Below are 22,451 nucleotides of genomic sequence, written 5' to 3'. Positions count from 1 at the left end.
GCTAGGCTCCTGATGACTCGATGCGATCGATAAAGAGATTCACGGGAAAGTGTTCCAGCGCGCTGTTCAGCCACAGCTCTCTGTTGTGTGTGACTACGCGCTGCTCGAAAAGTCCCGAACAGTTGCTGGCAGGCAGTTCGAACGGCAACAGCACCCGCGTGTCGTCCCAGTTCTGCGCCGGGATCAGCGGTTGCGCCTGGCCACCGAGCAGGCCGGCGGCCAGGCGTGGCACGACGACCACCGCCTGTTGCCCGTCGTGCACACGGGCGAAGGCCAGGACACGCTCGGCATGCTTGCCAAGCACCTGCAGCGGCAGATAGTCACCGTGCAGGAACAGGTCCGGGAAGCGTTGGCGGCGCTCCAGCACCTGGCCGATCAAGGCTTGCTTGACCCGCCCGTCGCGCCACTGGCCGAGCAGTTCGCCGACGGGCAGGTCCTCGCCCAGGGCCTGGCGCCGGGCGCTGAAGTCCACGGGACGGCGATTGTCCGGGTCGACCAGGCTGAAGTCCCAGAATTCGGCACCCTGGTACAGGTCCGGGATACCCGGGGCGGTCATGCGCAGCAAGGTCTGCACCAGGCTGTTGAGCGCACCCGGGCAGGCCAGCGCCAGTGCCGCTTCGGCGATGGAGCGACGCAGTTGCTGGCATTGGTCATCCAGCAGGATGGCGTCGAGGAAGGCCGCACAGGCCGCTTCGTAAGGCTCGTTGTTGGCGCTCCAGCTGCTGCGCAGCTTGGCTTCGCGCAGCGCCTTGACCTGCCACTGCCGCAGGCGCTCGGCATAGCCGCGCAGGCCGGCGTCGTCGTTCGGGTCGAGGTCCAGCGGCCAGCTGCCAAGCAGGGTCTGGTAGAGCATCAGTTCGTCACCGGCCGAGGGCGCCGGGCCGTCGGCCAGTGCTTGGCGCAGCGGTGTGGCGAGCTCGCGCCAGTGTTCGACGCGATGGGCATACCACTCCGGCCGCTCGCTGATCACCGCCAGCCGCGCGCGCATGTCTTCGCCGCGCTTGTGGTCGTGGGTGGCGGTGGCCAGCAGGTTGCCCGGAAACGCCGCCAGGCGTTGCAGGCAGTGGGCGTGAAAGACGGCGGGCGACGCGCTGAAGCGCTCGGCATCGAAGCCGACGTCGTTGCGCGACAGCAGTACCGCCGAACGATAGAAGGCGGTGTCCTCGACCGCCTTGGCGGCGGTGGGCGAGGTCAGTTGCTGGAAGCGCACGCAGGCATGGCGCAACTGTTTGCGCGCCCGTCCCGGCGGCAGGCTGCGCCAAGGCTCGCCGCCGAGCCAGCGTTGCAGGTAGTCGAGGACGTTGGCATCGGCATCGCCCAGGCTGGCCCGCGCCTGCTCCAGGGCCTGCTGGAAGAAAGCCTCGTCCTCGGCAGGGCGGCCACAGGGGCCGATGTAGGTGCGGTACACCGGGTAGTGCTCGACCAGCGCCTGCAATGCCCGGCGAATGGCGCCGAGGGTCAGGTCGCGACTCATCACATCGTTGCGGGCGACCTGCAACAGAGCCTGGGCCACCGACTCGAAATCACCGGCCAGGGTGCCCTGCAACACCAGTTGACGCGCCTGGCGCACTTCGTCGGCGAAGGCCGGACGCTCGCTGAGGTCCTGCCATAGCGCGGTCAGCGCAGCTTCGCCGGCCGGGTCGTGCTGCAACAGCGAGACCTGGTTCATGAATTCGTAGCCCGTGGTGCCGTCCACCCCCCAGTCGCGGTGCAGGCGCTCATCGGCGCCGAGGATCTTCTCGACATAGATCGGCAGATGCTCCAGCGCCGCGTCCAGCGGTCGCCCGGCGAGCAGGGCGGTGGTGCGCCGGCGCAGCTTGCGGCAGTAGCCGCGCGGGTCGGCCAGGCCGTCGATATGGTCGATGCGCAGGCCGTCCACCAGGCCCCGGGCGATCAGTTCGAAGACCTTGCCGTGAGTGGCTTCGAACACGGCCGGTTTCTCCACCCGCAGGCCGCCCAGCTCGTTGACGTCGAAGAAGCGTCGCCAGTTGATATCGTCGGCGGCCGTGCGCCAGCTTGCCAGCCGGTAGTGCTGGCGTTCGAGAAGGGCGTGCAGGCGCTGGAAACCTTCGGGCTGGCGCGAGTCGAAGCCCTCCAGCAAACGCTCGATATCCACCGCGTGCTGGGCATTGCGCGCCAGCCCGGCCAGCGCGTGCAGCAGCGCTTCGGCCTCGTCCGGGTTGGCGCAGGCAGCGAAGCGTCCGGCCAGCTCGCGCAGCTCGCTTAACTGGCTGCCGGCGAGGATCAGGCCGTAGTCCGCTGGGCTGATGGGGAAGCGATGGTCGTGGTGGTGGATAAGGAAGTGTCCGCTGGCAGCGTCGAACCGCAGCGGCGCGGCGCCTTGCTGCAGGACCTTGCCGTAGTCGTCGGCGAGGAAGGGCAGGAGCAGTTGGCCTTCGAGCAGCGGATCCGGGGAGTGCCACTGGATATCGAAGAACTCGGCATAGCGGCTGCGCCGGCCCCAGGCCAGCAGGTCCTGCCACCAGCGGTTGTGTTCGCCGCCCACGGCCATATGGTTGGACACGATATCCAGCAGCAGGCCCATGCCGTGCTGGCGCAGGGCGGCCACCAGCCGTTCAAGGGCCGCTTCGCCGCCCAGCTCCGGGTTGACCCGGGTCGGGTCGACCACGTCATAGCCGTGCATGGAGCCGGGGCGCGCCTCCAGCAGCGGCGACGCATAGACATGGCTGATACCCAGGCGGGCGAAGTAGGGCACCAGCGGCACGGCGTCGTCGAGGGTGAAACCTGCGTGGAATTGCAGGCGCAGGGTCGCGGTCAGGGCTTTCATCGGTCGCGCTCCCAGGCTTGTTCGCGCGCCTGCGCGAGGAGTTCGAGGCGGCGCGCGGCGTCGGCATCGTCGAGCAGCGCCGCGGCCGGGGCGGCGAAGCGCCGGCGCCAGTTGGGATGTCCGTCGATGGTGCCGGGCAGGTTGGGTTGTTCATCGACCCCTAGCAGGTCTTCCAGCGGCAGCAGCACCAACGGGGCGCGGGTATGGCCGAGCAGGCGCACACTGGCGTCGATCACGGCATCGGGGTTCTGCAGCGGGGTGTGATAGTTGCGTTCCAGCAATTGGCCTAGTCCCTTGATTTCGGTCTGTCGGGTGTCGCGCCAGTCGCGTTCGGTGATGGCGTCGATCAGTTGCAGGCGGTGGTTCCAGTCGATGTCCCGGGAGGCCAGCCAGCCGGCCAGCGGCGGCAGGTCGTGGGTGCTGGTGGTGGCCAGGGCGCTGTCGGGCCAGTCGAGGATGGGTTTGAAATGCCCCGGCGGGTCCTGCTCGAAAAGCAATACGCGCATGCCGAGGATGCCCCTGGCCGCGAGCTTTTCCCGCAGGCCCTCGGGCACGGTGCCGAGGTCTTCGCCAAGGATGATCGCCCGGTGGCGTACCGACTCCAGCGCCAGCAGGCGCAGCAGGTCGTCGATCGGGTAATGCAGGTAGGCGCCTTCCTGGGCACTGGCTCCGGCGGGAATCAGCCACAGGCGGTAAAGGCCCATCACATGGTCGATGCGCAGGCCGCCGGCATGGGCCAGGTTGGCCCGCAGCATTTCGATGAAGGCGCGAAAGCCATTGCGCTTGAGGCCCTGCGGCGAGAAGGCGCTGATCCCCCAGTTCTGTCCGGCGCGGTTGAGGATGTCCGGGGGCGCGCCGACATGCACGTTGGCAAGCAACTCGGCCTGCCGGCTCCAGGCCTGGCTACCGGCACCGTCGGCGCCCACGGCGAGGTCGGCGATCAGGCCCACGGCCATGCCCTGGCCACGTGCGGCCTGCTGCACCCGTTGCAGGCCACGGGCTACCAGCCATTGGCAGAACGCGTAGTACTCGATGGCGGCCGGGTAGTGCTCGGCGAACCGTGCCACTTCGAGGCTGCCCGGGTCACGCCAGTCGTCATGCCAGTTGCGCCAGTCGGTACCGATGCCGCGGCTGGCGGCGGCATCGAGCAGGGCTTCGTAACGGCAATGGTCCTCCAGCGGCTGGCCACCGGCCTTGCGAAAGCTTTGGAAATCCTCTCGCAGCGGATGCTCGCCGCGGCTGAAGTCACGGTACAGCGCGCGCAGCAATTTCTGCTTGGCTGCCGCGGCCAGCGGCCAGTCGATCAGCGGCAATTGCTCGAGCTCTTCGAAAGGCTGTTCAAGGGACTCCTTCGCAACCCGTACCACCCGCTCGCCGAGCAGCAGTTCCGGGCTGGCATACAGGGCATTGAAGAACAGGCGGCTGGACGGCGAGTAGGGGCTGAAGGTGTGGCTGTCGTTGGCGAACATCGCATGGGTCGGACTGATCGCCAGCGCGTCGGCGCCGCGTTCGGCAGCGCTGCGGGCCAGGGCTTCGAGGGCCTGGCAGTCGCCGAAGCCGCCATCACCGGGGCGTCGCAGGCTGTACAACTGGGCGCTGATGCCCCAGGCACGGGGCGTGGCCTGGTGCTTCGCGTCGGCCAGGGTGAAGCAGCGCTGCGGCGCCACGGCAACCGTGAAGCCCTCGCCGTTTATGTTCAGGCGGTGGTAACCGATCGGCAAACCGGCCGGCAGCTTGCCATGGGCATCGAGGCGCAGGGCTTGCTCGCTGCCGTCTTCCAAGGTTGCGTGGACCAGGCTGGCGCCGTCGAACCAGCGCGACAGGTCCAGCGGGGCATCGACATCCGCGGTCAGCAGGGGCGGCAGGTGTTGCCCGTCTTCGGCGTCTTCCAGTGCCGCCAGGCTGCTGGCGACGCTGTCCGGATCGTCGGCGGGGTGGCCAAGGGCGCCGAGGATCCGGCGCAGATTGGCTTCGCTGACCTGTTGTGCACGGCCGTTGGCATCTATCCAGTCCACGGCGACGCCAGCGCGTCGGGCCAGATGGTGCAGTTGCAGGTCACTCATGGGGCAGGCTCCGCTGCGGTGGTGGAATCGAGACTGACCAGGGCGCTGTACGGGTGCAGCGTGCCTGGCTGGTGCACTTCTTCAGTGCAGTTGAACAGCGGTTGATAGGTAGCCGGCAGGTGCGTCTGCACCGGATCCGGGCCGAGGTTGAGGTCGATGCGCAGTTCGCTGCCGTTACCCAGGCGCCAGCGGGCACTGACTGCCCTGTCGCCGAGCACCTGTGCACCCAGTGCGCGGGTGCCCGGCAGATGGGGCACCAAGTGCTGGCGACGCAGGTCCAGCAGCCGTTTGTAGAAGGCCTCCCAGTCGTCGCTGTCGGCGTTGCGCCGCGGTCGCGAGTCGAGGAAGGTCTGCAGCGCGTTGGGGTCGGGGATCCGCGCCCTTTGCGCCGGGTCGGCAAAGGCGGCGAAGCCCTTGAACTCGGCGCGGCGGCCTTCGCGCACGGCGTCGGCCAGTTCGTCGTGATGGTCGGTGAAGAACAGGAACGGCGACTCGCTGGCCCACTCGTCGCCCATGAACAGCAGCGGGATCATCGGCGACAGCAGCAGCAGCGTGGTCGCCGCGCGCAACGCCTGGGGCGAACACAGGCTGGACAGGCGCTCGCCCAGGGCGCGGTTGCCGGTCTGGTCGTGGTTCTGCAGGAACAGCACGAAGGCCGTCGGCGGCAGGTGCGCGCTCGGTTCGCCACGGGGCGTGCCGTGGTGGCTGGCCTCGCCCTGGTAGACGAAACCTTCGCCCAGGCAGCGCGCCAGGCGCTCGGTCGGCGCCTGGAAATCCGCGTAGTAGCCTTCCTTCTCGCCGGTCAGCATGACGTGCAGGGTGTTGTGGCCGTCGTCATTCCATTGGCCATCGAAGGCGCTTTCCAGAAGGCTCGCCTGGTTCGCTTCGTTCTCCAGTACCAGCCAGCAATGGCGGTCCTCGCCGCAGTGCTGGCGCACGGCGCTGGACAGCACGCGGAGAAAATCGGGGTCCTCGATGGCATGGACCGCGTCCAGGCGCAGCCCATCGAAGCGGTAGTCGCTGAGCCACATCAGCGCGTTTTCAATGAAGAAGTCCCGCACTTGCGGGCGGCGGAAGTCGATGGCGGCGCCCCAGGGCGTGTGCTTGTCCTCGCGGAAAAAGCGTTCGGCGTAGCGGTGCAGGTAATTGCCATCCGGGCCGAAGTGGTTGTAGACCACATCGAGCATGACCATCAGGCCCAGGCCATGGGCCTGGTCGATCAACGCCATCAGTTCGTCCGGGCTGCCGTAGCTGTGCTGCGGCGCGAAGGGCAGGACGCCGTCGTAGCCCCAGTTGCGCTCGCCGGGAAACTGGTTGATCGGCATCAGCTCGATGGCGGTGATGCCCAGTTCGGCGAGGCGCGGCAGCTCGCGCATGACCCCGGCATAGCCACCGAGCAGCCCGACATGCAGTTCCTGGATGACCGCCTCGGTCCATGGCCGTCCGCGCCACTGCTCATGGCGCCAGGGATGACGCCCGGGCGCGATGACCTGGCTCGGGCCATGCACGCCCTGGGGCTGGAAGCGCGAGGCCGGATCCGGCACCGACAGTTCGCCATCGATCCGGTAGCGGTACAGGGCACCCTGGGCGCAGCGCCGGTGCAGGCGGAACCAGCCGTCGGCCTCGGGGGCCATGGCGAACGTGGCGCCGTCCAGTTCCAGTTCGACGGAACGGGCGTCAGGTGCCCAGAGCGAGAAGCAGGTGCGCTGGCCGTCTTCGACCAGCGCTCCATGGGTGAAGCGCAGGGGCAGTGCCGGCATGGCTCACCCCCGTACGCACGTGGCGCGAACGACCAGGTCCTCGTAGAGCCGGGCGTAGGGTTCCACTGCCTGGCACCAGTTGAAGGGTTGGGTCATGGCCAGGCAGCGCATGGCGTTGAGCAGCGGCTTTTTCTCGAACACGTAGAAGGCCCGGCCCAGGGCTTCGCGATAGCTCTCGACGGTGGATTCGTCGAAGAGGAAGCCGGTTACGCCGTTTTCGATGGTGTCGGCCAGGCCGCCGGTGTTGCGGGCGATCGGCAACGAGCCAAAGCGCTGGGCGTACATCTGGCTCAGGCCACAAGGTTCGTAGCGTGACGGCATCAGCAGGAAGTCGCTGCCGGCGAACATGCGCCGGGCATCGGTTTCGTTGAAGCCGATGCGCACGCCGATCCGGCCCGGGAAGCGCAGGGCCAGCTCGCGCATGGCCTGTTCCTCTTCGGGCTCGCCGCGGCCGATCACCGCGAGCTGGCCGCCCTGCTGGACGATGTACTCGGCCACGCCCAGGGTCAGGTCCAGGCCCTTCTGGTAGACCAGGCGCGAAACCACGGCGAACAGCGGCCCGGTGGAAGGCTCCAGGCCGAACAGCTCGCGTACCTGGGTGGCGTTGGCCGCTTTGCCTTCCCAGTCGTTCAGGCCGAAATTATGTTGCAGGTGGCTGTCGGTGGCCGAGTTCCAGCTCTCGTCGATGCCGTTTGGGATACCGCTCAGCAGCCCTTGCTGGGCCTTGCTGGCGAGGAAGCCGTCGAGTCCGCAGCCGAACGCCGGCGTGGTGATTTCGCGGGCGTAGGTGGCGCTGACCGTGGTGATGTGGCTGGAGTAGGCCAGGCCCGCCTTGAGGAACGACAGCTTGCCGTAGAACTCCATGCCTTCCTGTTGCAGCGCATGCTCGGGAATCGCCAGCTCCGGGCAGCAGCCCAGGCTGTGCACGCCCTGATAGGCAAGGTTATGGATGGTGAACAGGGTCGGCGTGTTCAGGCCGCGCCAGTGCATGTAGGCGGGGGCCAGGCCCGCGGGCCAGTCGTGGGCATGGATCAGTTCGGGCGTCCAGTGGACCATGCCTTCGCCGGCGGCGATTTCCGCCGCCGCCAGGCCCAGGCGGGCAAAGCGGATATGGTTGTCCGGCCAGTCGCGACCGTTGTTGGCGCCGTACGGCGTGCCTTCGCGCTGGTACAGCTCGGGGCAGATCAGCACGTAGATGACCAGGCCGTCGGGCAGGTCCATGCGCCCGATCTGGCAAGGCGGCAGGGCGGCATGGCCACCGAGGTGGCCGACCACATGGATGGGGTAGTCGCTGTCCATGACCTGGGGGTAGCCCGGAATCAGCACCCGCACATCGTGCAAATGGCGCAGGGCGCGGGGCAGGGCGGCGGAGACGTCGCCAAGGCCGCCGGTCTTGACCAGGTCGGCGATTTCCGAAGTGACGAACAAGACTTTGCGTTTGTGCCGGTTCTGCCTGTTATCGCCAATGAAGCCACGGCCGGTGGTGACGATATCACTGCCCACGGGGGCGCTGGTGTCTGGATTGAACTGCGGTTCGACAGCGGCACTGATCATTTAACTTCTCTCCGTCCCTTGTACTGATGGGCGATTCGCCCGAATTCGATGCCTGTATCCCTTCTCTCTTTTTCTGCTGGCGGTGTTGCGTCCCTGTCGTCCGTGCAAGCGCTGCGCCAATCGGCGCTCCAGCCGTTGACGAGGTGACGAAGGGTAGAGATGGGCGGGCCGCGTCCGGAATGCCGGAAACGATGACCTACTTGAATTCCTGACTGGCCGGTTTCACGGAAGGTTCAAACTTTTTTGGATGGTGCTTCCGTGCGGCTGGCAGGCAGGATTGATGAGTGTAGGAGACGCTGGGGGTGGGCGTGACCCGTTGGTCACAATTTTGCGTTCGGGGCAGGGAGAGGGGGCCTATCACGGTATCTGAATAGTGATGGTCACTATTTGCACGCCGGGAGATCTTCAGCGTTCTCCAGATCGAGCGCCGCCCGCGCGGCGCTCGATCTCAAGGGCGCCGGAAAAGTCATGACAAGCACCTGCCAGCCCTGATGCGATCTACTGGCGGGCTTTCTACCTCAAAAGATATGCAGAAACCCATGCCTATTGCGGCCTAGCCGAGGATCGCCTTCATCTTGTCGCGCAACTGATCGATGCCGAATGGCTTGCTGATCATGTGCATGCCTTCGGGCAGGTCGATGCTCTGCCCATAGCCGCTGGCGAACATGATCGGTAGCTGCGGCCGCAATTCGCGGGCCTGGCGGGCCAGTTCCTTGCCGTCGATACCGGGCAGGCCGACATCGGTGAGCATCAGCGCGAACTGCTGCCCACTGCGCAGCAGTGCGAGGGCTGTTTCCCCGTCTTCTGCTTCCGTGACCTCGTATCCCAGTTCCTCAAGTACGTCGAGCATCAGCATGCGCACGATGTTGTCGTCTTCAACGACCAGAAGCGGGAGGGTGTCGGGCATGGGTGACTCCTGAGGCAATGATGGTTACTCACTCTGTAAGCGGCACGCGGCTGGAAGTTCCCGGGGGCGACCTGGTTGAGCATAGCGGGGCCGTGATAATGCACGGAACGAATCCGGACGTCATGCCTCAAATGCTGGCTTTATGCCCTGCCAATAGCCGCGAAGACGGATAGACTGGGACATCAGCGCCGTTCCGGTCGCGCTCGCGCCCGACCCAAAGCCCAGAAAACAATTGTCACACTCTGCCGCATGGACCAACAGATGAATCAATCAAGCCCTATCGACCAGCAGCGCTTCCAGAAGCTGTTGGTGCGCAACATCAGCCTGCCCCTGGGAGTGGGGCTGCTGAGTGCCGTGGTGTTCGTTGCGGTGATTGCGTACCTGCTTTCGGTGATCCAGTGGGTCGGGCATACCGACCGGGTGATCAACAACGCCAACGAGTCGCTCAAGCTGTCCATCGACAAGGAAACCGGCATGCGTGGTTTCCTGCTTACCGGGGAAGAACACTTCCTCGACCCTTACGAACTGGCCAAGCCGCGTATCGCGGCGCAGATGAATACCCTGCGCGAGCTGGTGGCGGATAACCCGGTCCAGCTCGATCGCCTCAGCCGCCTCGAAGCCCTGCAGGCCGAATGGAATGCCTTCGGCAAGGAAATGATCGACCGGCGTCGCAATGGCGACGATTACCGCTCCGACATCGAGGCCGGTCGTGGCAAGCGCCTGACCGACCAGATCCGCAAGGAATACGAGGACTTCGTCGCCCTGGAACAGCGCCTGCGGGCCGAGCGCAACGAGCAGGTGAGCACCACCACCTGGGTGTCGATTTCCCTGTACCTGCTGTTCGTCGTGGTGGTGAGCGGCCTGCTGGCCTGGGTCGGGCGGCGCGACCTGGTCAACCTGTCGCGCAGCTACCAGGCCAATATCGATGCCCAGGAGCGCTCCACCCAGCGCCTGGAGCAACAGGCCTGGATCCGGAGCGGGCAGACCCAACTGGCCGAGCGTGTGCTGGGGCAGCAAACGCTGCCGACCCTCGGGCACAACATCCTGCAGTTCTTCTCCAACTACCTCGGCAGCGTGGTCGCTGCGCTGTACGTGCGCGACGAGTTCGACAACCTGCATCGCGTCGCCAGCTACGGCTTTTCCCGCGACCAGGAAGCCCTCGACCAGGTGGTCGGCCCTCGTGAGGGCCTGGTCGGCCAGGTGCTGGTGCAAAATCGCTTGCTGGCCCTGGAGGAAGTGCCGCAGGACTACTTCAAGGTCAGTTCGGGCCTGGGCGACGGCCTGCCGCGCAGCGTGATGCTGATGCCGATGACCCATGACGGGCAGATCAACGGGGTGATCGAACTGGGCTTCCTGCGCCCGCTGAACCCGCGCGACCATGAGCTGCTGGAGCGGGTTGCCGGCAACCTCGGCACCTCCATCGAAAGCGCCCGCTATCGTCAGCGCCTGCAGGAAGTGCTGGCCCAGACCCAACAGCTCAACGAGGAGCTGCAGGTCCAGCAGGAAGAGCTCAAGACCGCCAACGAAGAGCTCGAGGAGCAGTCGCGGGTGCTCAAGGAGTCCCAGGCCCATCTGGAAACCCAGCGTGCCGAGTTGGAGCAGACCAACGAGCAACTGGCCGAGCGTACCGAAGCCCTGGCCTCGCAGCGCGACGCCCTGGACATCAAGAACAACGAACTCAACGAAGCGCAGATCCAGTTGCAGGAACGTGCCGAGGAGCTGCAGCGGTCGAGCAAATACAAGTCGGAGTTCCTCGCCAACATGTCCCACGAGCTGCGTACGCCGCTCAACAGCACGCTGATCCTGGCCAAGCTGCTGGCCGAGAACCCGCAGGACAACCTCAGCGACGAGCAGGTCAAGTACGCCGAGTCGATCTACTCTGCCGGCAACGACCTGCTCAACCTGATCAACGACATCCTCGATATCGCCAAGGTCGAGGCCGGCAAGCTCGACGTGCGTGCCGAGACCTTCCAGGTGGCGCGCCTGGCCGATGGCCTGCGCGGGCTGTTCGAGCCGCTGGCGGCGGACAAGGGCCTGGCCTTCGCCGTCAACGTCGAGCCGCAGGTGCCGGCGACCCTGTACTCCGATCGCCAGCGCCTGGAGCAGATCCTCAAGAACCTGCTGTCCAACGCGCTCAAGTTCACCGAGCAGGGCCAGGTCAGCCTGACCGTGGCCGCGCAGCCCGGCGGCGTGGTGTTCCGCGTGCAGGACAGCGGCATCGGCATTGCCGCCGATCAGCAGCAGGCGATCTTCGAAGCGTTCCACCAGGCCGACGGCACCACCAACCGCCGCTACGGCGGAACCGGCCTGGGCCTGTCGATCTCCCGTGACCTGGCGCGCCTGCTCGGTGGCGAGATCGAAGTGCAGAGCACTCCGGGGCAGGGCAGCGTATTCAGCCTGAGCCTGCCGGAAAGCTACGAGCCCATCGTCGACCAGACGCCATCGCTGGCGCCTGTTCGTGCGCAGCCGCTGGTACCGGCCGTGCCGACCCCGGCACCGCGGGTGGCGGCGCAGGGCGTGCCGCCGGCCGAGGGCGCGGTGCGTCGCCTGGCTTTCGAGGACGACCGGCACAAAGCGCCGTTCAGCAAGCGTTGCATCCTGGTGATCGAGGACGAGCCGAACTTCGCCCGCATCCTCTTCGACCTGGCCCACGAGCTGGGCTACAACTGCCTGGTCGCCCATGCCGCCGACGACGGCTTCGACCTGGCCGAACGCTTCGTCCCCGACGCCATCCTGCTGGACATGCGCCTGCCCGACCACTCCGGCCTGACCGTGCTGCAACGTCTCAAGGAACAGGCCGCGACCCGACACATCCCGGTGCACGTGATTTCCGTCGAGGACCGTATCGAGACCGCGCTGCACATGGGCGCGGTGGGCTATGTGGTCAAGCCCACCAGTCGCGAGGAGCTGAAAACCGTCTTCGCCCGCCTCGAAGAAAAACTGACCCAGAAGCTCAAGCACATCCTCCTGGTCGAGGACGACGACCTGCAGCGCGAGAGCATTGCCCGCCTGATCGGCGACGACGATGTGCAGATCACCGCCGTGGGTACCGCCCAGGAGGCCCTGGAACTGCTCAAGGCGCACATCTACGACTGCATGGTGATCGACTTCAAGCTGCCGGACATGCCGGGCAACGAACTGCTCAAGCGCATGACCGTCGACGAGATCCAGTCTTTCCCGCCGGTGATCGTCTACACCGGGCGTAACCTGAGCCGCGATGAAGAGACCGAACTGCTCAAGTATTCGCGCTCGATCATCATCAAGGGCGCCCGCTCGCCGGAGCGGCTGCTGGACGAAGTGACACTTTTCCTGCACAAAGTCGAATCGACGCTGTCCCACGAAAGGCAACGCATGCTGCGCACCGCGCGCAGCCGCGACAAGGTCTTCGAAGGACGCAGGATCCTCCTGGTGGACGACGATGTGCGTAATATCTTCGCCCTGACCAGTGCTTTGGAGCACAAGGGCGCCCTGGTGGAGATCGCGCGCAACGGTCGCGAGTCCATCGAACGCCTGGAGGAGCAGGGCGGTGATATCGACCTGGTGCTGATGGATGTGATGATGCCGGAGATGGATGGTTTCGAGGCGACCCGCCTGATCCGCAAGGACCCGCGCTGGCGCAAGCTGCCGATCATCGCCGTCACCGCCAAGGCAATGAAAGACGATCAGGAACGCTGCCTGCAGGCAGGCGCCAACGACTACCTGGCCAAGCCGATCGACCTTGACCGGCTGTTCTCCCTGATCCGCGTGTGGCTGCCGCAACTGGAGCGAATTTGACTAGCGAGCGTAATACCGACATCGAAATCCGCCTGCTGATCGAGGCCATCTACCTCAAGTACAGCTACGATTTCCGCGACTACTCCGGCGCTTCGATCAAGCGCCGGATCCTGCATGCCGTGCGCCAGTTCGACTGCGCCACGGTGACCGCGCTGCAGGAGAAGGTGCTGCATGACCCGGGCATCTTCCTGCAATTGCTGCAGTACCTGACCATCCCGGTCAGCGAGATGTTCCGCGACCCCAGCCACTTCCTCGCGCTGCGCCGTGAGGTGGTCCCGCACCTGAAGACCTGGCCGTCGATCAAGATCTGGATCGCCGGCTGCAGCACCGGCGAAGAGGTGTATTCCATGGCCATCCTGCTGCGCGAGGAAGGCTTGCTGGAGCGCACCATCATCTACGCCACGGACATCAACCCCAACTCCCTGGAGAAGGCCAAGCAGGGCATCTACAGCATGGACGCCATGCGCACCTACGAGCGCAACTACGTGGCTGCCGGCGGTACCCGGGCATTCAGCGACTACTACACCTGTGCCTACGGCAACGCCATCATGGACGGCAGCCTGCGGGAAAACGTGACCTTCGCCGACCACAGCCTGGCCACCGATAGCGTGTTCTCCGAAACCCAGTTGGTGTCGTGCCGCAACGTGCTGATCTATTTCAACAAAGACCTGCAGGATCGCTCCTTCGGGCTGTTCCATGAGTCCTTGTGCCACCGCGGGTTCCTCGTTCTGGGCAGTAAGGAGACCCTGGATTTTTCCGCCTATGCCAAACGTTTCGAGGCGCTGGTCAAGCCCGAACGGATCTACCGCAAGCTATGAGGCGCATCGAAGCGATCGTCATGGGCGCCTCGGCCGGCGGGGTCAGCGCGTTGCTGACAGTAATGGCCTGCCTGCCCAGGTTCTATCGCCTGCCGCTGATCTGCGTGCTGCACCTGCCCGATGACCACGACAGCCGCCTGGCCGAGGTCTTCGCCCGCAGGCTGGGACGGCCGGTGGTGGAGGCGCGGGACAAGGAAAGCATCGAGGCGGGGATGATCTACGTTGCCGGGCCCGGCTATCACCTGTCGGTGGAGCGTGACCGCAGCCTGTCCCTGAGCCAGGAGGAGCGCGTGCACTTCTCCCGCCCGTCGATCGATATCCTCTTCGAATCCGCCGCCGACGCCTATGGGGCAAACCTCGCCGGAGTATTGCTGACCGGGGCCAATGAAGATGGTGCCGCCGGTCTGGCACGAATCAGCCAGTACGGTGGTCTGAGCATCGTCCAGGACCCGGCCGAAGCCCAGGTCCCGGCCATGCCGGAGGCAGCGCTGGCGCTGCATCGGCCCGACCATATACTCCCTTTGAATGGCATCGGGCATTTGCTCGCCAAGCTGGAATCACAAGAATGCTGAGCCACATCCAAGCCAAACTGCTGATCGTCGACGATCTTCCGGAAAACCTGCTGGCGCTCGAAGCGCTGATCAAGGCCGAGGATCGCGAGGTCTACCAGGCAGGCTCCGCCGACCAGGCCCTGTCGCTGCTGCTCGAGCACGAATTCGCCCTGGCCATCCTCGATGTGCAGATGCCCGGCATGAACGGTTTCGAGCTGGCCGAGCTGATGCGCGGGATGGAGAAAACCAAGCACATCCCCATCGTCTTCGTCAGCGCCGCCGGGCGCGAGATGAACTATGCGTTCAAGGGCTATGAGAGCGGCGCGGTGGACTTCCTGCACAAGCCGCTGGATACCCTGGCGGTGAAGAGCAAGGTCAAGGTCTTCGTCGAGCTGTATCGCCAGCGCAAGGCCCTCGACCGTCAGGTCCAGGCCCTGGCGCGCAGCCAGCAGGAGCAGCAGCAACTGCTCGAACAGCTGCAGGTGGCACGGGGCGAGCTGGAGCGGGCCGTGCGCATGCGCGACGACTTCATGTCGATCGTGTCCCACGAGGTGCGTACGCCGCTCAACGGGCTGATCCTGGAGACCCAGCTGCGCAAGCTGCACCTGTCCCGGGACAACGCCGACGCCTTCACCCTCGACAAGATGCGGGCCATGGTCGAGCGCGACGAGCGCCAGATCAACAGCCTTATCCGGCTGATCGAGGACATGCTCGATGTGTCGCGGATCCGCACCGGCAAATTGTCCATCAGCCCGTCGCGCTTCAACCTGACCCAACTGGTCGGTGGCCTGGTGGAGAACTTCGCGGCCCAGGCCGCGGCGGTCGGTTCGGTCATCGAACTGGAAGTTGCCGGGCCGCTGGAAGGCATCTGGGACGAGTTCCGCATCGAACAGGTGATTGCCAACCTGCTCAGTAACGCCTTGCGTTACGGTGCCAAACGGCCGGTGCAGGTGCGCGTGCTGGAAGACCAGGGCATGGCCTGCGTCGAAGTGCGCGACCAGGGCATCGGCATCAGCCCGGAGAACCAGCGGCGGATCTTCCAGCAGTTCGAACGGGTCGCCTCCAACCACAGCGTCGCCGGGCTCGGCCTGGGGCTGTATATCTCCGAACAGATCGTCCTGGCCCACGGCGGGCGCATTTCGGTCAGCAGTGCCGAAGGCGAGGGTGCGACGTTCCGCGTGCATCTGCCGCTGGTATGCGATGTGCATGAACAAAATGATGAAAGTGGTCGCTCCGAAGCAACCTCTGCGTAGCCCCGGGGTCAGTATGGTCATCATCACCCGAATGAAAAGAATCAAGGCGTTGGCATGAGCGTAGATGCGCAAGATGTAGTACTGGTCGTCGAGGACGAGCCGGTTATCCGTATGGTCCTCAATGACTACCTGTCGGGGGAGGGCTACCGCGTCCTCCTGGCCGAGGATGGCGCCCAGGCGTTCGAGATCCTCGCCAGCAAGCCGCACCTGGACCTGATGGTCACCGATTTCCGCCTGCCCGGCGGAATCTCCGGGGTCGACATCGCCGAACCGGCGGTCAAGCTGCGGCCTGACCTGAAGGTTATCTTCATCAGCGGCTATCCGGCGGAAATCCGCGAATCCGGCAGCCCCATCGCCTTCCGCGCGCCAATCCTGGCCAAGCCGTTCGACCTCGATAGCCTGCGCGAACAGATCCAGGCGCTGCTGGCCTGAGCATCAGCTTGTTCGTACGCGCTGAGTCGATTTCCCTTATACCCCGCGATTGCGCGGGGTGATCCGATCGGTTCCTTGTTCTCACGACACAGGAACCGTCATGAATCCGACACTCCCTCCGCGACATCAGGACATCACTCTCCACCTTGGGCTGTTCTTCGACGGCACCGGCATGAACCTGCATAACAGCGGGCAAGACGGGGCTGGCAGCTATGCCAGGGGCAAAAGCAATGTGGCACGGCTGTTCGAGCGCTACCGGCACAGCCTGCATGTGCCCGCCGATGCACGGCAGGCTGCGCTGGCCTTGTACATCGAAGGTATCGGCACTGCGTGCGGCGAGCCCGACGCCATGTTCACCCAGGCTACCGGGCGGGGCGCCTCCGGCGTGGCCGCGCGGGTAGCACAGGTGCCGAGCCAGGTCGAGGCGTTGCTCCAGCGTTTCCTGGTGGCCAACCCGTCGCTGGCGGTTTCGGGCATCAAGCTCGATCTGTTCGGATTCAGTCGTGGCGCCGCGGCCGCACGGCACCTGGCCAACGACCTGCAGGGGCTGCGCAGCGTCTGCGGTGATCTGCCGGTGAGCCTGAATTTCATCGGTCTGTTCGACACGGTGGCCAGCATCATCGCGCCGCTCAAGGGCAACCTGAGCGCGGCCAATGCCGACTTTGACGGCTTGCGCCTGGCCCTGCGCGCCAATCAGGCGCGGCGGGTGGTGCATCTGGTGGCGGCGGATGAGCGGCGTTTGAATTTCCCCCTGGTTGCCGGGCCGGACGACCGGCTGTTGCCTGGGGATCACTGCGATATCGGCGGGGGCTATCGGGACGGGCTCGAGCGTCTGGTGCTGGAGCGGCCATTCAGCAGCCTTGAGTGGGCGCATGTGCCGCTGGAAAAGACCCGGGCCTGGCAACTGGCGAGCCAGTGCCTGGAGCGTCGTCGCCAGGAATGGGAGGCACTGGGGCTGAGCGTGCAGCTGCAAAGTCGCAGCATCGATCAGCCTTTCCTGCCCAAGCGCGATATCCAGCGGGAAAAGCGGGTGAGGGTGTGGATTCAGGGGGAGCGCCAGGTGAGTGGCGCGTTGTCGCGCGTGTACCTGCGCTTGATGCATGAGCGGGCGGTGCAGGCCGGCGTGCCGCTGGAACCGGACGACTGGACCTTGCCCGAAGAGTTGCAGGCCATCGCCGCCAAGGTGCTCGGCGGGCAGGCGCCGGATGCGCAGGAGATCGGCCTGCTACGGCGTCGCTACATCCATTGCTCGGCCAACTGGAACGCAGAGCTGTATTCGGACAGTCCGCTGCTGGACAGCCTGTTCATCGACCGGCCTACGGCGGACGGGGTCAGGGTGGTTCATTCGGTCATCGAATGAGCAGGGCTCCGTCGCTGACAACGCCGGTTCCCAGGCGTTGCCGGCGACGGAGCCGGCTGCATCAGCCAGGCGTCAGCACCCTGAGCGCATTGCGGTAGAAGAACTTCTCCACCACCTCATCCCTGAAGCCCAGGCGCTGCGCATCCTCGATGCTCTGCCCGATCGGGCGGAAGGTATACGAGGAGCCGAACAGCAACTGGTCGCCCAGGAAGCCGTTGGCTGCTTGCACGTACCCTTCGCTGCCGGGCTGGAACAGGTACATGTCCGGTACCAGGTGGATGTTCTCGTAGCGGAAGGCCACTCCGATAGCCTGCTGCACATTCGGCCAGTAGCCATGGCTGACGACGATCTTCAACTGCGGGAAGGCCCGCGCCACCGCAGCCAGGCGCCCCGGATCGTTGTAGGCCGGGTCCGGGGTGGTCGGCCCGCTCATGATGAACAGCGGCACACCGCGTTTTTGCAGGTGCTCGTAGATCGGCCAGTACAGGCGGTCGTCCGGATGCCGCGCAGGCTCGGCAAAGCCCGGCTCCAGGTCGATACCGGCAAGGCCCAGCACATCGATGGCCCGGTCGATTTCCGCGAGGGCACCTTCTATCCCTTGCAGCACCGGCTCCACCGCGCCGATGCCGAGCAGCTCGTGATGGCCGTGGACCACGCTGTGGACCAGGTCGTTGGACAGATGCTGCCCCGGGGTGTGCCGGCCCACCACCACGGCCTTGTCCAGCCCGGCTGCGCGGATTTCACCAAGGAAACCTTCCTGGGTCAGGGACCGCTCGAAATGGTTGTCGGCACCCTGGGTACCGACCCGGCGATTGAGCCAGCGTGCGGTGTCGTGCTCGGGCGAGCCGGGTACGCCGCCAAAGAAAGGGTGCAGGTAGGCCGGGCGGCAGCGCAGGTCGATGATCTTCATGCCGCCTGCTCCTTGCCCTTGCCGGCACGGACATCGAAGGCACCGCCGGTGAAGGCGCCGTCCACGGTGACCTTGCCCTTGCCCGGCAGCAGCGGGAAGACCAGCTCGGCGAAGCGATAGGCTTCCTCCAGGTGCGGGTAGCCGGACAGCACGAAGCTGTCCACTCCCAGCTCGGCATATTCCAGCAGACGGGCGGCGACGGTTTCTGCATCGCCGACCAGCGCGGTCCCGGCGCCACCGCGCACCAGGCCGACCCCGGCCCAGAGGTTGGGGGCCACTTCCAGCCGGTTGCGATCACCGCCGTGCAGCGCCGCCATGCGTCGCTGGCCTTCGGAGTCCATCTTCGCGTAGTTGGCCTGGGCCGCGGCGATGGTAGCGTCGTCCAGATGGCTGATCAGTTCGTCGGCCGCGGCCCAGGCGGCTTCGCTGGTTTCGCGGACAATCACGTGCAGGCGCACGCCGAACCGCACGGTCCGGCCATGCTTCGCCGCGCGGGCACGCACGTCGGCAATCTTTTCGGCCACCGCGGCAGGCGGCTCGCCCCAGGTCAGATAGGCATCCACATGCTTGGCTGCCAGCTCATGGGCAGCGGGCGAGGAGCCCCCGAAGTACAGCGGCGGGTAGGGCTGCTGCACCGGCGGGAAGAAGTTCTGCGCGCCTTCGACCTTCAGGTGCTTGCCCGCGAAATCGACGTTCTCGCCCTGCAGCAGGCGACGCCAGATGGTCAGGAACTCGTCCGAGGCTTCATAGCGCTGGTCGTGTTCGAGGAATACGCCGTCGGCGGCCAGCTCGGTGGCATCGCCGCCAGGCACCACGTTGAGCAGCAGGCGCCCGTTGCTGGCCTGGTCGAGGGTCGCTGCCTGGCGCGCCGAGGCGGTGGGGTTGCCCAGCGAGGTGCGCAGCGCCACCAGCAACTTGATGCGCTGGGTCACCGGCACCAGGCTGGCGGCGGTGACCCAGGGGTCCAGGCAACTGGCGCCGGTGGGGATCAGCAGGCCGTCGTAGCCGAGCTGGTCGGCAGCCACGGCGATCTGGCGCATGTAGGCGTTGGTCGCCGGACGGCCGCTGGCGGAGTGGCCAAGGTAGCGGGTGTCGCCGGAAGTCGGCAGGAACCAGAAAATATCGAGACTCATTGCAGTGTCCTTGTTGCCATCGTTGGTAGGTAGGCACGCGTAGCAAGGGGCTTTATAGGAATTCAGATCGACAGATTGATCACCCGGCCATCGAAGCCGCCGGGGGCAGGTCGGCGCTTGTTGACCACCAGTTCGCCGATGCGGATCAGGTGGGTGCGGGTGATGTTGCGCGACAGGCCGAGCAACTGCGCGGTGTGCACCTGGTTGTAGTGGCAGAAGTGGTAGGCGGCGCGCAGCAGGGCGTCCTCGACCTTTTCATGCAGGCCCTCGCCCTGTTCCTCGAAGAGTTGCAGCAGGGCGCGCTGGAGCAGTTCGTCAGCGCTTTCCTGGCGTGGCTTGTTGTCGCCCTCGCGCTCGATGCGCAGGCTCGACAGGTGCAGGTCTTCTGCGCGGATCACCTGGTCGCGGCACAGCAGCAGGGTGTGGTGGATGACGTTTTCCAGCTCGCGGATGTTGCCGGGCCAGTCGTAGCTGGCCAGGCGCTGGCGGGCTTCTTCGCTGAGGCTGACTTCGGCATAGCCGAGGCGCCGGCTGTATTCGGCGATGAAGTGCCGGGCCAGCGGCAGGATGTCCCCCGGCCGTTCGCGCAGCGGGTGCAGTTGCAGGCTGACCACGTTCAGGCGGTAGTAAAGGTCTTCGCGGAAGTGCCCGGCGTTGATGGCCTTCTCCAGCTGCACGTTGGTCGCCGCCAGCACCCGCACATTGATCGGGATGCTCTTGCGCGAGCCCAGGCGCACCACTTCGCGCTCCTGCAGCACGCGCAGCAGCTTGACCTGGATCGGTATCGGCAGGTCACCGATTTCGTCGAGGAACAGGGTCCCGCCGTCGGCTTCCTCGAACCAGCCGGCCTTGGCGGCCAGGGCGCCGGTGAAGGCACCTTTCTCATGGCCGAACAGCTCGGCTTCCACCAGCGACTCGGCAAAGGCGCCGCAGTTGACCGCCACGAACGGCCCGTTGCGCCGGCCACTGAGGTTATGGATATGCCGCGCCACCAGTTCCTTGCCGGTCCCGGTGGCGCCGATGATCAGCACGCTCGCCTCGCTGGGCGCGACCTGTTGCAGGTGGGCCAGCAGCGCTTGCGAGCGCGGGTCTTCGAAGACCTGCGCGGTGGCGCGGATCGAGGTGGCCAGGGTCGGGGACGGGGGCAGGGTCAGCAGTTGCATGGTCGGGCCTTATGAGTAGAAGGTCGGAGTCGGGCGCGTACCGTTGAGCGCCCATTCGCCGAGCTCGTGGACGCGGTAGTCCAGCGGGTCGTGCAGGGTCTGGGTGCGCAGGTTGCGCCAGTGCCGGTCGAACCGCAGCGAGGCGTGGGTGGCACGGGCGCCGGTGACCTCGAACAGGCGATTGCAGATGTCCAGGCCGTGGCGGGTCGCGGCAACCTTGGCGGTACCGATGGCCAGGGCCAGTTGCCCGCGCTCCTCGGCACCCAGGGCGGTGCCCTTGGCCCAGGCCTGGTCGAGCAGGTCGGCGGCACGGCCGATCAGCAGGCGCACGCTTTCCAGGCCGACCCAGAACTCGCCGTAATGGCGCAGCACATGAGGGTCTTCGCCGCTGTGGCGGGCGCTGGAGCGGAACCACGGACGGCTTTCGTTGAGGGTGTACTGGCGCGCTTCGGCGAAGGCGCCTTCGGTGATGCCGAGGAACAGGTTGGCGAAGTGCAACTGGGCGATGAGCGGCCGCAGGCAGGCGAACGGCGTGCTCAGCGGACCGGGATCGAGGAGCAGCTCGCCGTGTTCGATGCGCACCCGCTCAAAGGTAGCGCTGCCGCTGTCGGTCTGGCGCTGGCCGATATTGTCCCAGTCGCCGTGCAGGGTGATACCGCTGCGCGCACTCGGTACGGCGGCGATCAACAGCTTGCCGCCGGCGCTTTCATCCACTGCCGAGGCAATGAGCATTTCCGAATCGCTGGCGCCGGAGCAGAAGCTCTTCCTGCCGGAAAACTCCACCCAGCCATCGAAGCGCTTGACCACGGTGCGTGTGTCCAGCGGGTTCAGGGCATTGCCCCAGAACCAGTGCTTGCGCGCGGTCTGTTCGAACCAGGGCTCCCACTGCTCGGGGCGGGAAAACAGGCGCACGGTGGCCAGCATCAGGTGCTGGAAACCGAAGACGTGGGCGATGGAGCTATCGACCCGGGCGAATTCGCGGGTCACTTCCAAGGTTTCGCTCCAGCTGGCGCCAAGGCCGCCGTACTGGGTCGGAATGACCAGGCCGAGCAGGCCGCTGGCGCGCAGGGCATCGCGTTCGGCTTTCGGCGTGCCGCCGCGGGCGTCGCGTTCGACGGCGGTGGCGGCAAATCCGGCAGCCAGCTCACGGGCGATTTGCAGTGGGGTTTGCAGGGTAGGCGAAGGCAGGGTCATGGGCATGCCTCAAGCGATCTTGCGGGGTGCACTGTCGATCACCCCGCCAAGCACGGCGGCGGCGCGTTCCGCAGCCAGGGCGATGCGTGCCTGCAAGGCCGGGCTGGTGATCCGGTAATCGTCGAAATCGGCTTGCGAGGCGTAGACGCCGATCGGCAGGGTCAGGGCCTGGAAAAAACTGAACAGCGGGCGCAGTTGATGATCGATGACCAGCGCGTGGCGCTCGCTGCCGCCGGTAGCGGCGAGCAGCACCGGGGTGTCGATCAGGGCATCCTGGCCAATCAGGTCGAACAGGTGCTTGAACTGGCCCGGGTACGAGCCGCGATACACCGGGGCGGCGACGATCAGCAGGTCGGCCTGTTCGATGGCCAACAGTTGTGCCTCGACGTCGGCGGGCAATTCGCTGCGTGAGAGGGCGCCGCCGACGGGGCGGGCGATGTCGCCCAGTTCGATGACCTGCACGTTGAAGTCCAGATGCTGGCCGAGTGCGCCGATCAGGGCCTCGGTCAGGACCAGGGTGCGCGATGGGCGCCAGGCCCCACCGGAAACGGCGACGATGTTGAATGCGGTGCTCATTGATTCGGATTCCTTGGCGCTGTGGTTTTCCTGGAATGGAGCAAGAGCCGTTCCAGTTTCCATAAGCCTTATGAATCAATGGGTTGCATTGGTATCGCGGCTACCCGAGGTGTTGGCATGGAAGGCAACTGTTGCCCAGGTGTTGCTGGGTGAACAGTTGCCCGGCGAACAGTGGCCGGGTGAACAGGTTTTTAGAGAAGTTTTGATATGCAGTC

General features: G+C 65.8%; 16 protein-coding genes. 6 read left to right on the top strand and 10 right to left on the bottom strand.

Translation table 11 applies throughout. The features are described from left to right. Nucleotide 1: 1 nt before the first annotated feature. The 5 genes from ACPFMA_RS15780 to ACPFMA_RS15760 form a co-directional block, all read right to left on the bottom strand. A complete protein-coding gene (locus ACPFMA_RS15780) occupies nucleotides 2-2,788 on the bottom strand; it encodes a malto-oligosyltrehalose synthase (protein ID WP_425928176.1) in 2,787 nt (928 codons plus the stop codon). Continuing rightward, nucleotides 2,785-4,851 carry a 4-alpha-glucanotransferase gene (gene malQ / locus ACPFMA_RS15775; protein WP_425928175.1) on the bottom strand — a complete coding sequence of 689 codons (2,067 nt, stop codon included), beginning with the start codon at nucleotides 4,849-4,851 and terminating at the stop codon, nucleotides 2,785-2,787. The genes ACPFMA_RS15780 and malQ overlap by 4 nt, the downstream gene beginning before the upstream one ends. After that, entirely contained in the window at nucleotides 4,848-6,611 is a 1,764-nt protein-coding gene (gene treZ / locus ACPFMA_RS15770; RefSeq protein ID WP_425928174.1) for a malto-oligosyltrehalose trehalohydrolase, read from the bottom strand. The genes malQ and treZ overlap by 4 nt, the downstream gene beginning before the upstream one ends. Before the next feature lie 3 nt (nucleotides 6,612-6,614). Further along, nucleotides 6,615-8,165 (bottom strand): glycogen synthase GlgA, encoded by a 1,551-nt coding sequence (glgA, locus tag ACPFMA_RS15765; RefSeq protein WP_009406540.1) that lies wholly within the window; start codon nucleotides 8,163-8,165, stop codon nucleotides 6,615-6,617. 553 nt (nucleotides 8,166-8,718) lie between these two features. Then, a complete protein-coding gene (locus ACPFMA_RS15760) occupies nucleotides 8,719-9,072 on the bottom strand; it encodes a response regulator (protein ID WP_425928173.1) in 354 nt (117 codons plus the stop codon). Between the two features lie 261 nt (nucleotides 9,073-9,333). Here ACPFMA_RS15760 and ACPFMA_RS15755 point away from each other — a divergent pair, with 261 nt between their 5' ends. The 6 genes from ACPFMA_RS15755 (at nucleotide 9,334) to ACPFMA_RS15730 (ending at nucleotide 17,260) form a co-directional block, all read left to right on the top strand. After that, nucleotides 9,334-12,846, top strand: coding sequence for a response regulator (locus tag ACPFMA_RS15755; RefSeq protein ID WP_425928172.1), 3,513 nt, complete (start codon nucleotides 9,334-9,336; stop codon nucleotides 12,844-12,846). Then, on the top strand, nucleotides 12,843-13,664 hold the full coding sequence (locus ACPFMA_RS15750; protein WP_009395346.1) for a CheR family methyltransferase: 822 nt from the start codon (nucleotides 12,843-12,845) through the stop codon (nucleotides 13,662-13,664). The genes ACPFMA_RS15755 and ACPFMA_RS15750 overlap by 4 nt, the downstream gene beginning before the upstream one ends. Next, on the top strand, nucleotides 13,661-14,236 hold the full coding sequence (locus ACPFMA_RS15745; RefSeq protein ID WP_009395348.1) for a chemotaxis protein CheB: 576 nt from the start codon (nucleotides 13,661-13,663) through the stop codon (nucleotides 14,234-14,236). Before ACPFMA_RS15750 ends, ACPFMA_RS15745 begins: the two co-directional genes overlap by 4 nt. After that, complete coding sequence (locus tag ACPFMA_RS15740; RefSeq protein ID WP_420058122.1) at nucleotides 14,230-15,468, top strand: hybrid sensor histidine kinase/response regulator; 1,239 nt, start codon at nucleotides 14,230-14,232, stop codon at nucleotides 15,466-15,468. The genes ACPFMA_RS15745 and ACPFMA_RS15740 overlap by 7 nt, the downstream gene beginning before the upstream one ends. Before the next feature lie 54 nt (nucleotides 15,469-15,522). Next, nucleotides 15,523-15,900: a response regulator gene (locus tag ACPFMA_RS15735; RefSeq protein ID WP_009395352.1), complete on the top strand. Its 378-nt coding sequence runs from the start codon at nucleotides 15,523-15,525 to the stop codon at nucleotides 15,898-15,900. A gap of 100 nt (nucleotides 15,901-16,000) precedes the next feature. Then, nucleotides 16,001-17,260: a T6SS phospholipase effector Tle1-like catalytic domain-containing protein gene (locus ACPFMA_RS15730; protein ID WP_425928171.1), complete on the top strand. Its 1,260-nt coding sequence runs from the start codon at nucleotides 16,001-16,003 to the stop codon at nucleotides 17,258-17,260. 61 nt (nucleotides 17,261-17,321) lie between these two features. Here ACPFMA_RS15730 and ACPFMA_RS15725 read toward each other — a convergent pair whose 3' ends face one another. From ACPFMA_RS15725 to msuE, 5 genes are all read right to left on the bottom strand, one after another. Further along, nucleotides 17,322-18,170: an amidohydrolase family protein gene (locus ACPFMA_RS15725; RefSeq protein ID WP_009395356.1), complete on the bottom strand. Its 849-nt coding sequence runs from the start codon at nucleotides 18,168-18,170 to the stop codon at nucleotides 17,322-17,324. Then, nucleotides 18,167-19,303 carry an FMNH2-dependent alkanesulfonate monooxygenase gene (ssuD, locus tag ACPFMA_RS15720; RefSeq protein ID WP_009395357.1) on the bottom strand — a complete coding sequence of 379 codons (1,137 nt, stop codon included), beginning with the start codon at nucleotides 19,301-19,303 and terminating at the stop codon, nucleotides 18,167-18,169. Before ssuD ends, ACPFMA_RS15725 begins: the two co-directional genes overlap by 4 nt. A 62-nt stretch (nucleotides 19,304-19,365) precedes the next feature. Further along, nucleotides 19,366-20,466, bottom strand: a complete 1,101-nt coding sequence (locus ACPFMA_RS15715; protein WP_064304254.1) for a sigma-54 interaction domain-containing protein — start codon at nucleotides 20,464-20,466, stop codon at nucleotides 19,366-19,368. 9 nt (nucleotides 20,467-20,475) lie between these two features. Beyond that, complete coding sequence (locus ACPFMA_RS15710) at nucleotides 20,476-21,660, bottom strand: acyl-CoA dehydrogenase family protein (protein WP_064304255.1); 1,185 nt, start codon at nucleotides 21,658-21,660, stop codon at nucleotides 20,476-20,478. Between the two features lie 9 nt (nucleotides 21,661-21,669). Further along, nucleotides 21,670-22,236 (bottom strand): FMN reductase, encoded by a 567-nt coding sequence (gene msuE, locus ACPFMA_RS15705; protein ID WP_279898247.1) that lies wholly within the window; start codon nucleotides 22,234-22,236, stop codon nucleotides 21,670-21,672. Nucleotides 22,237-22,451 lie beyond the last annotated feature (215 nt).

The organism is Pseudomonas sp. NyZ201, assembly GCF_049860765.1.
In the GTDB taxonomy this organism is placed as follows: domain Bacteria; phylum Pseudomonadota; class Gammaproteobacteria; order Pseudomonadales; family Pseudomonadaceae; genus Aquipseudomonas; species Aquipseudomonas bharatica.
This window is presented reverse-complemented; position numbering and strand designations above follow the sequence as displayed.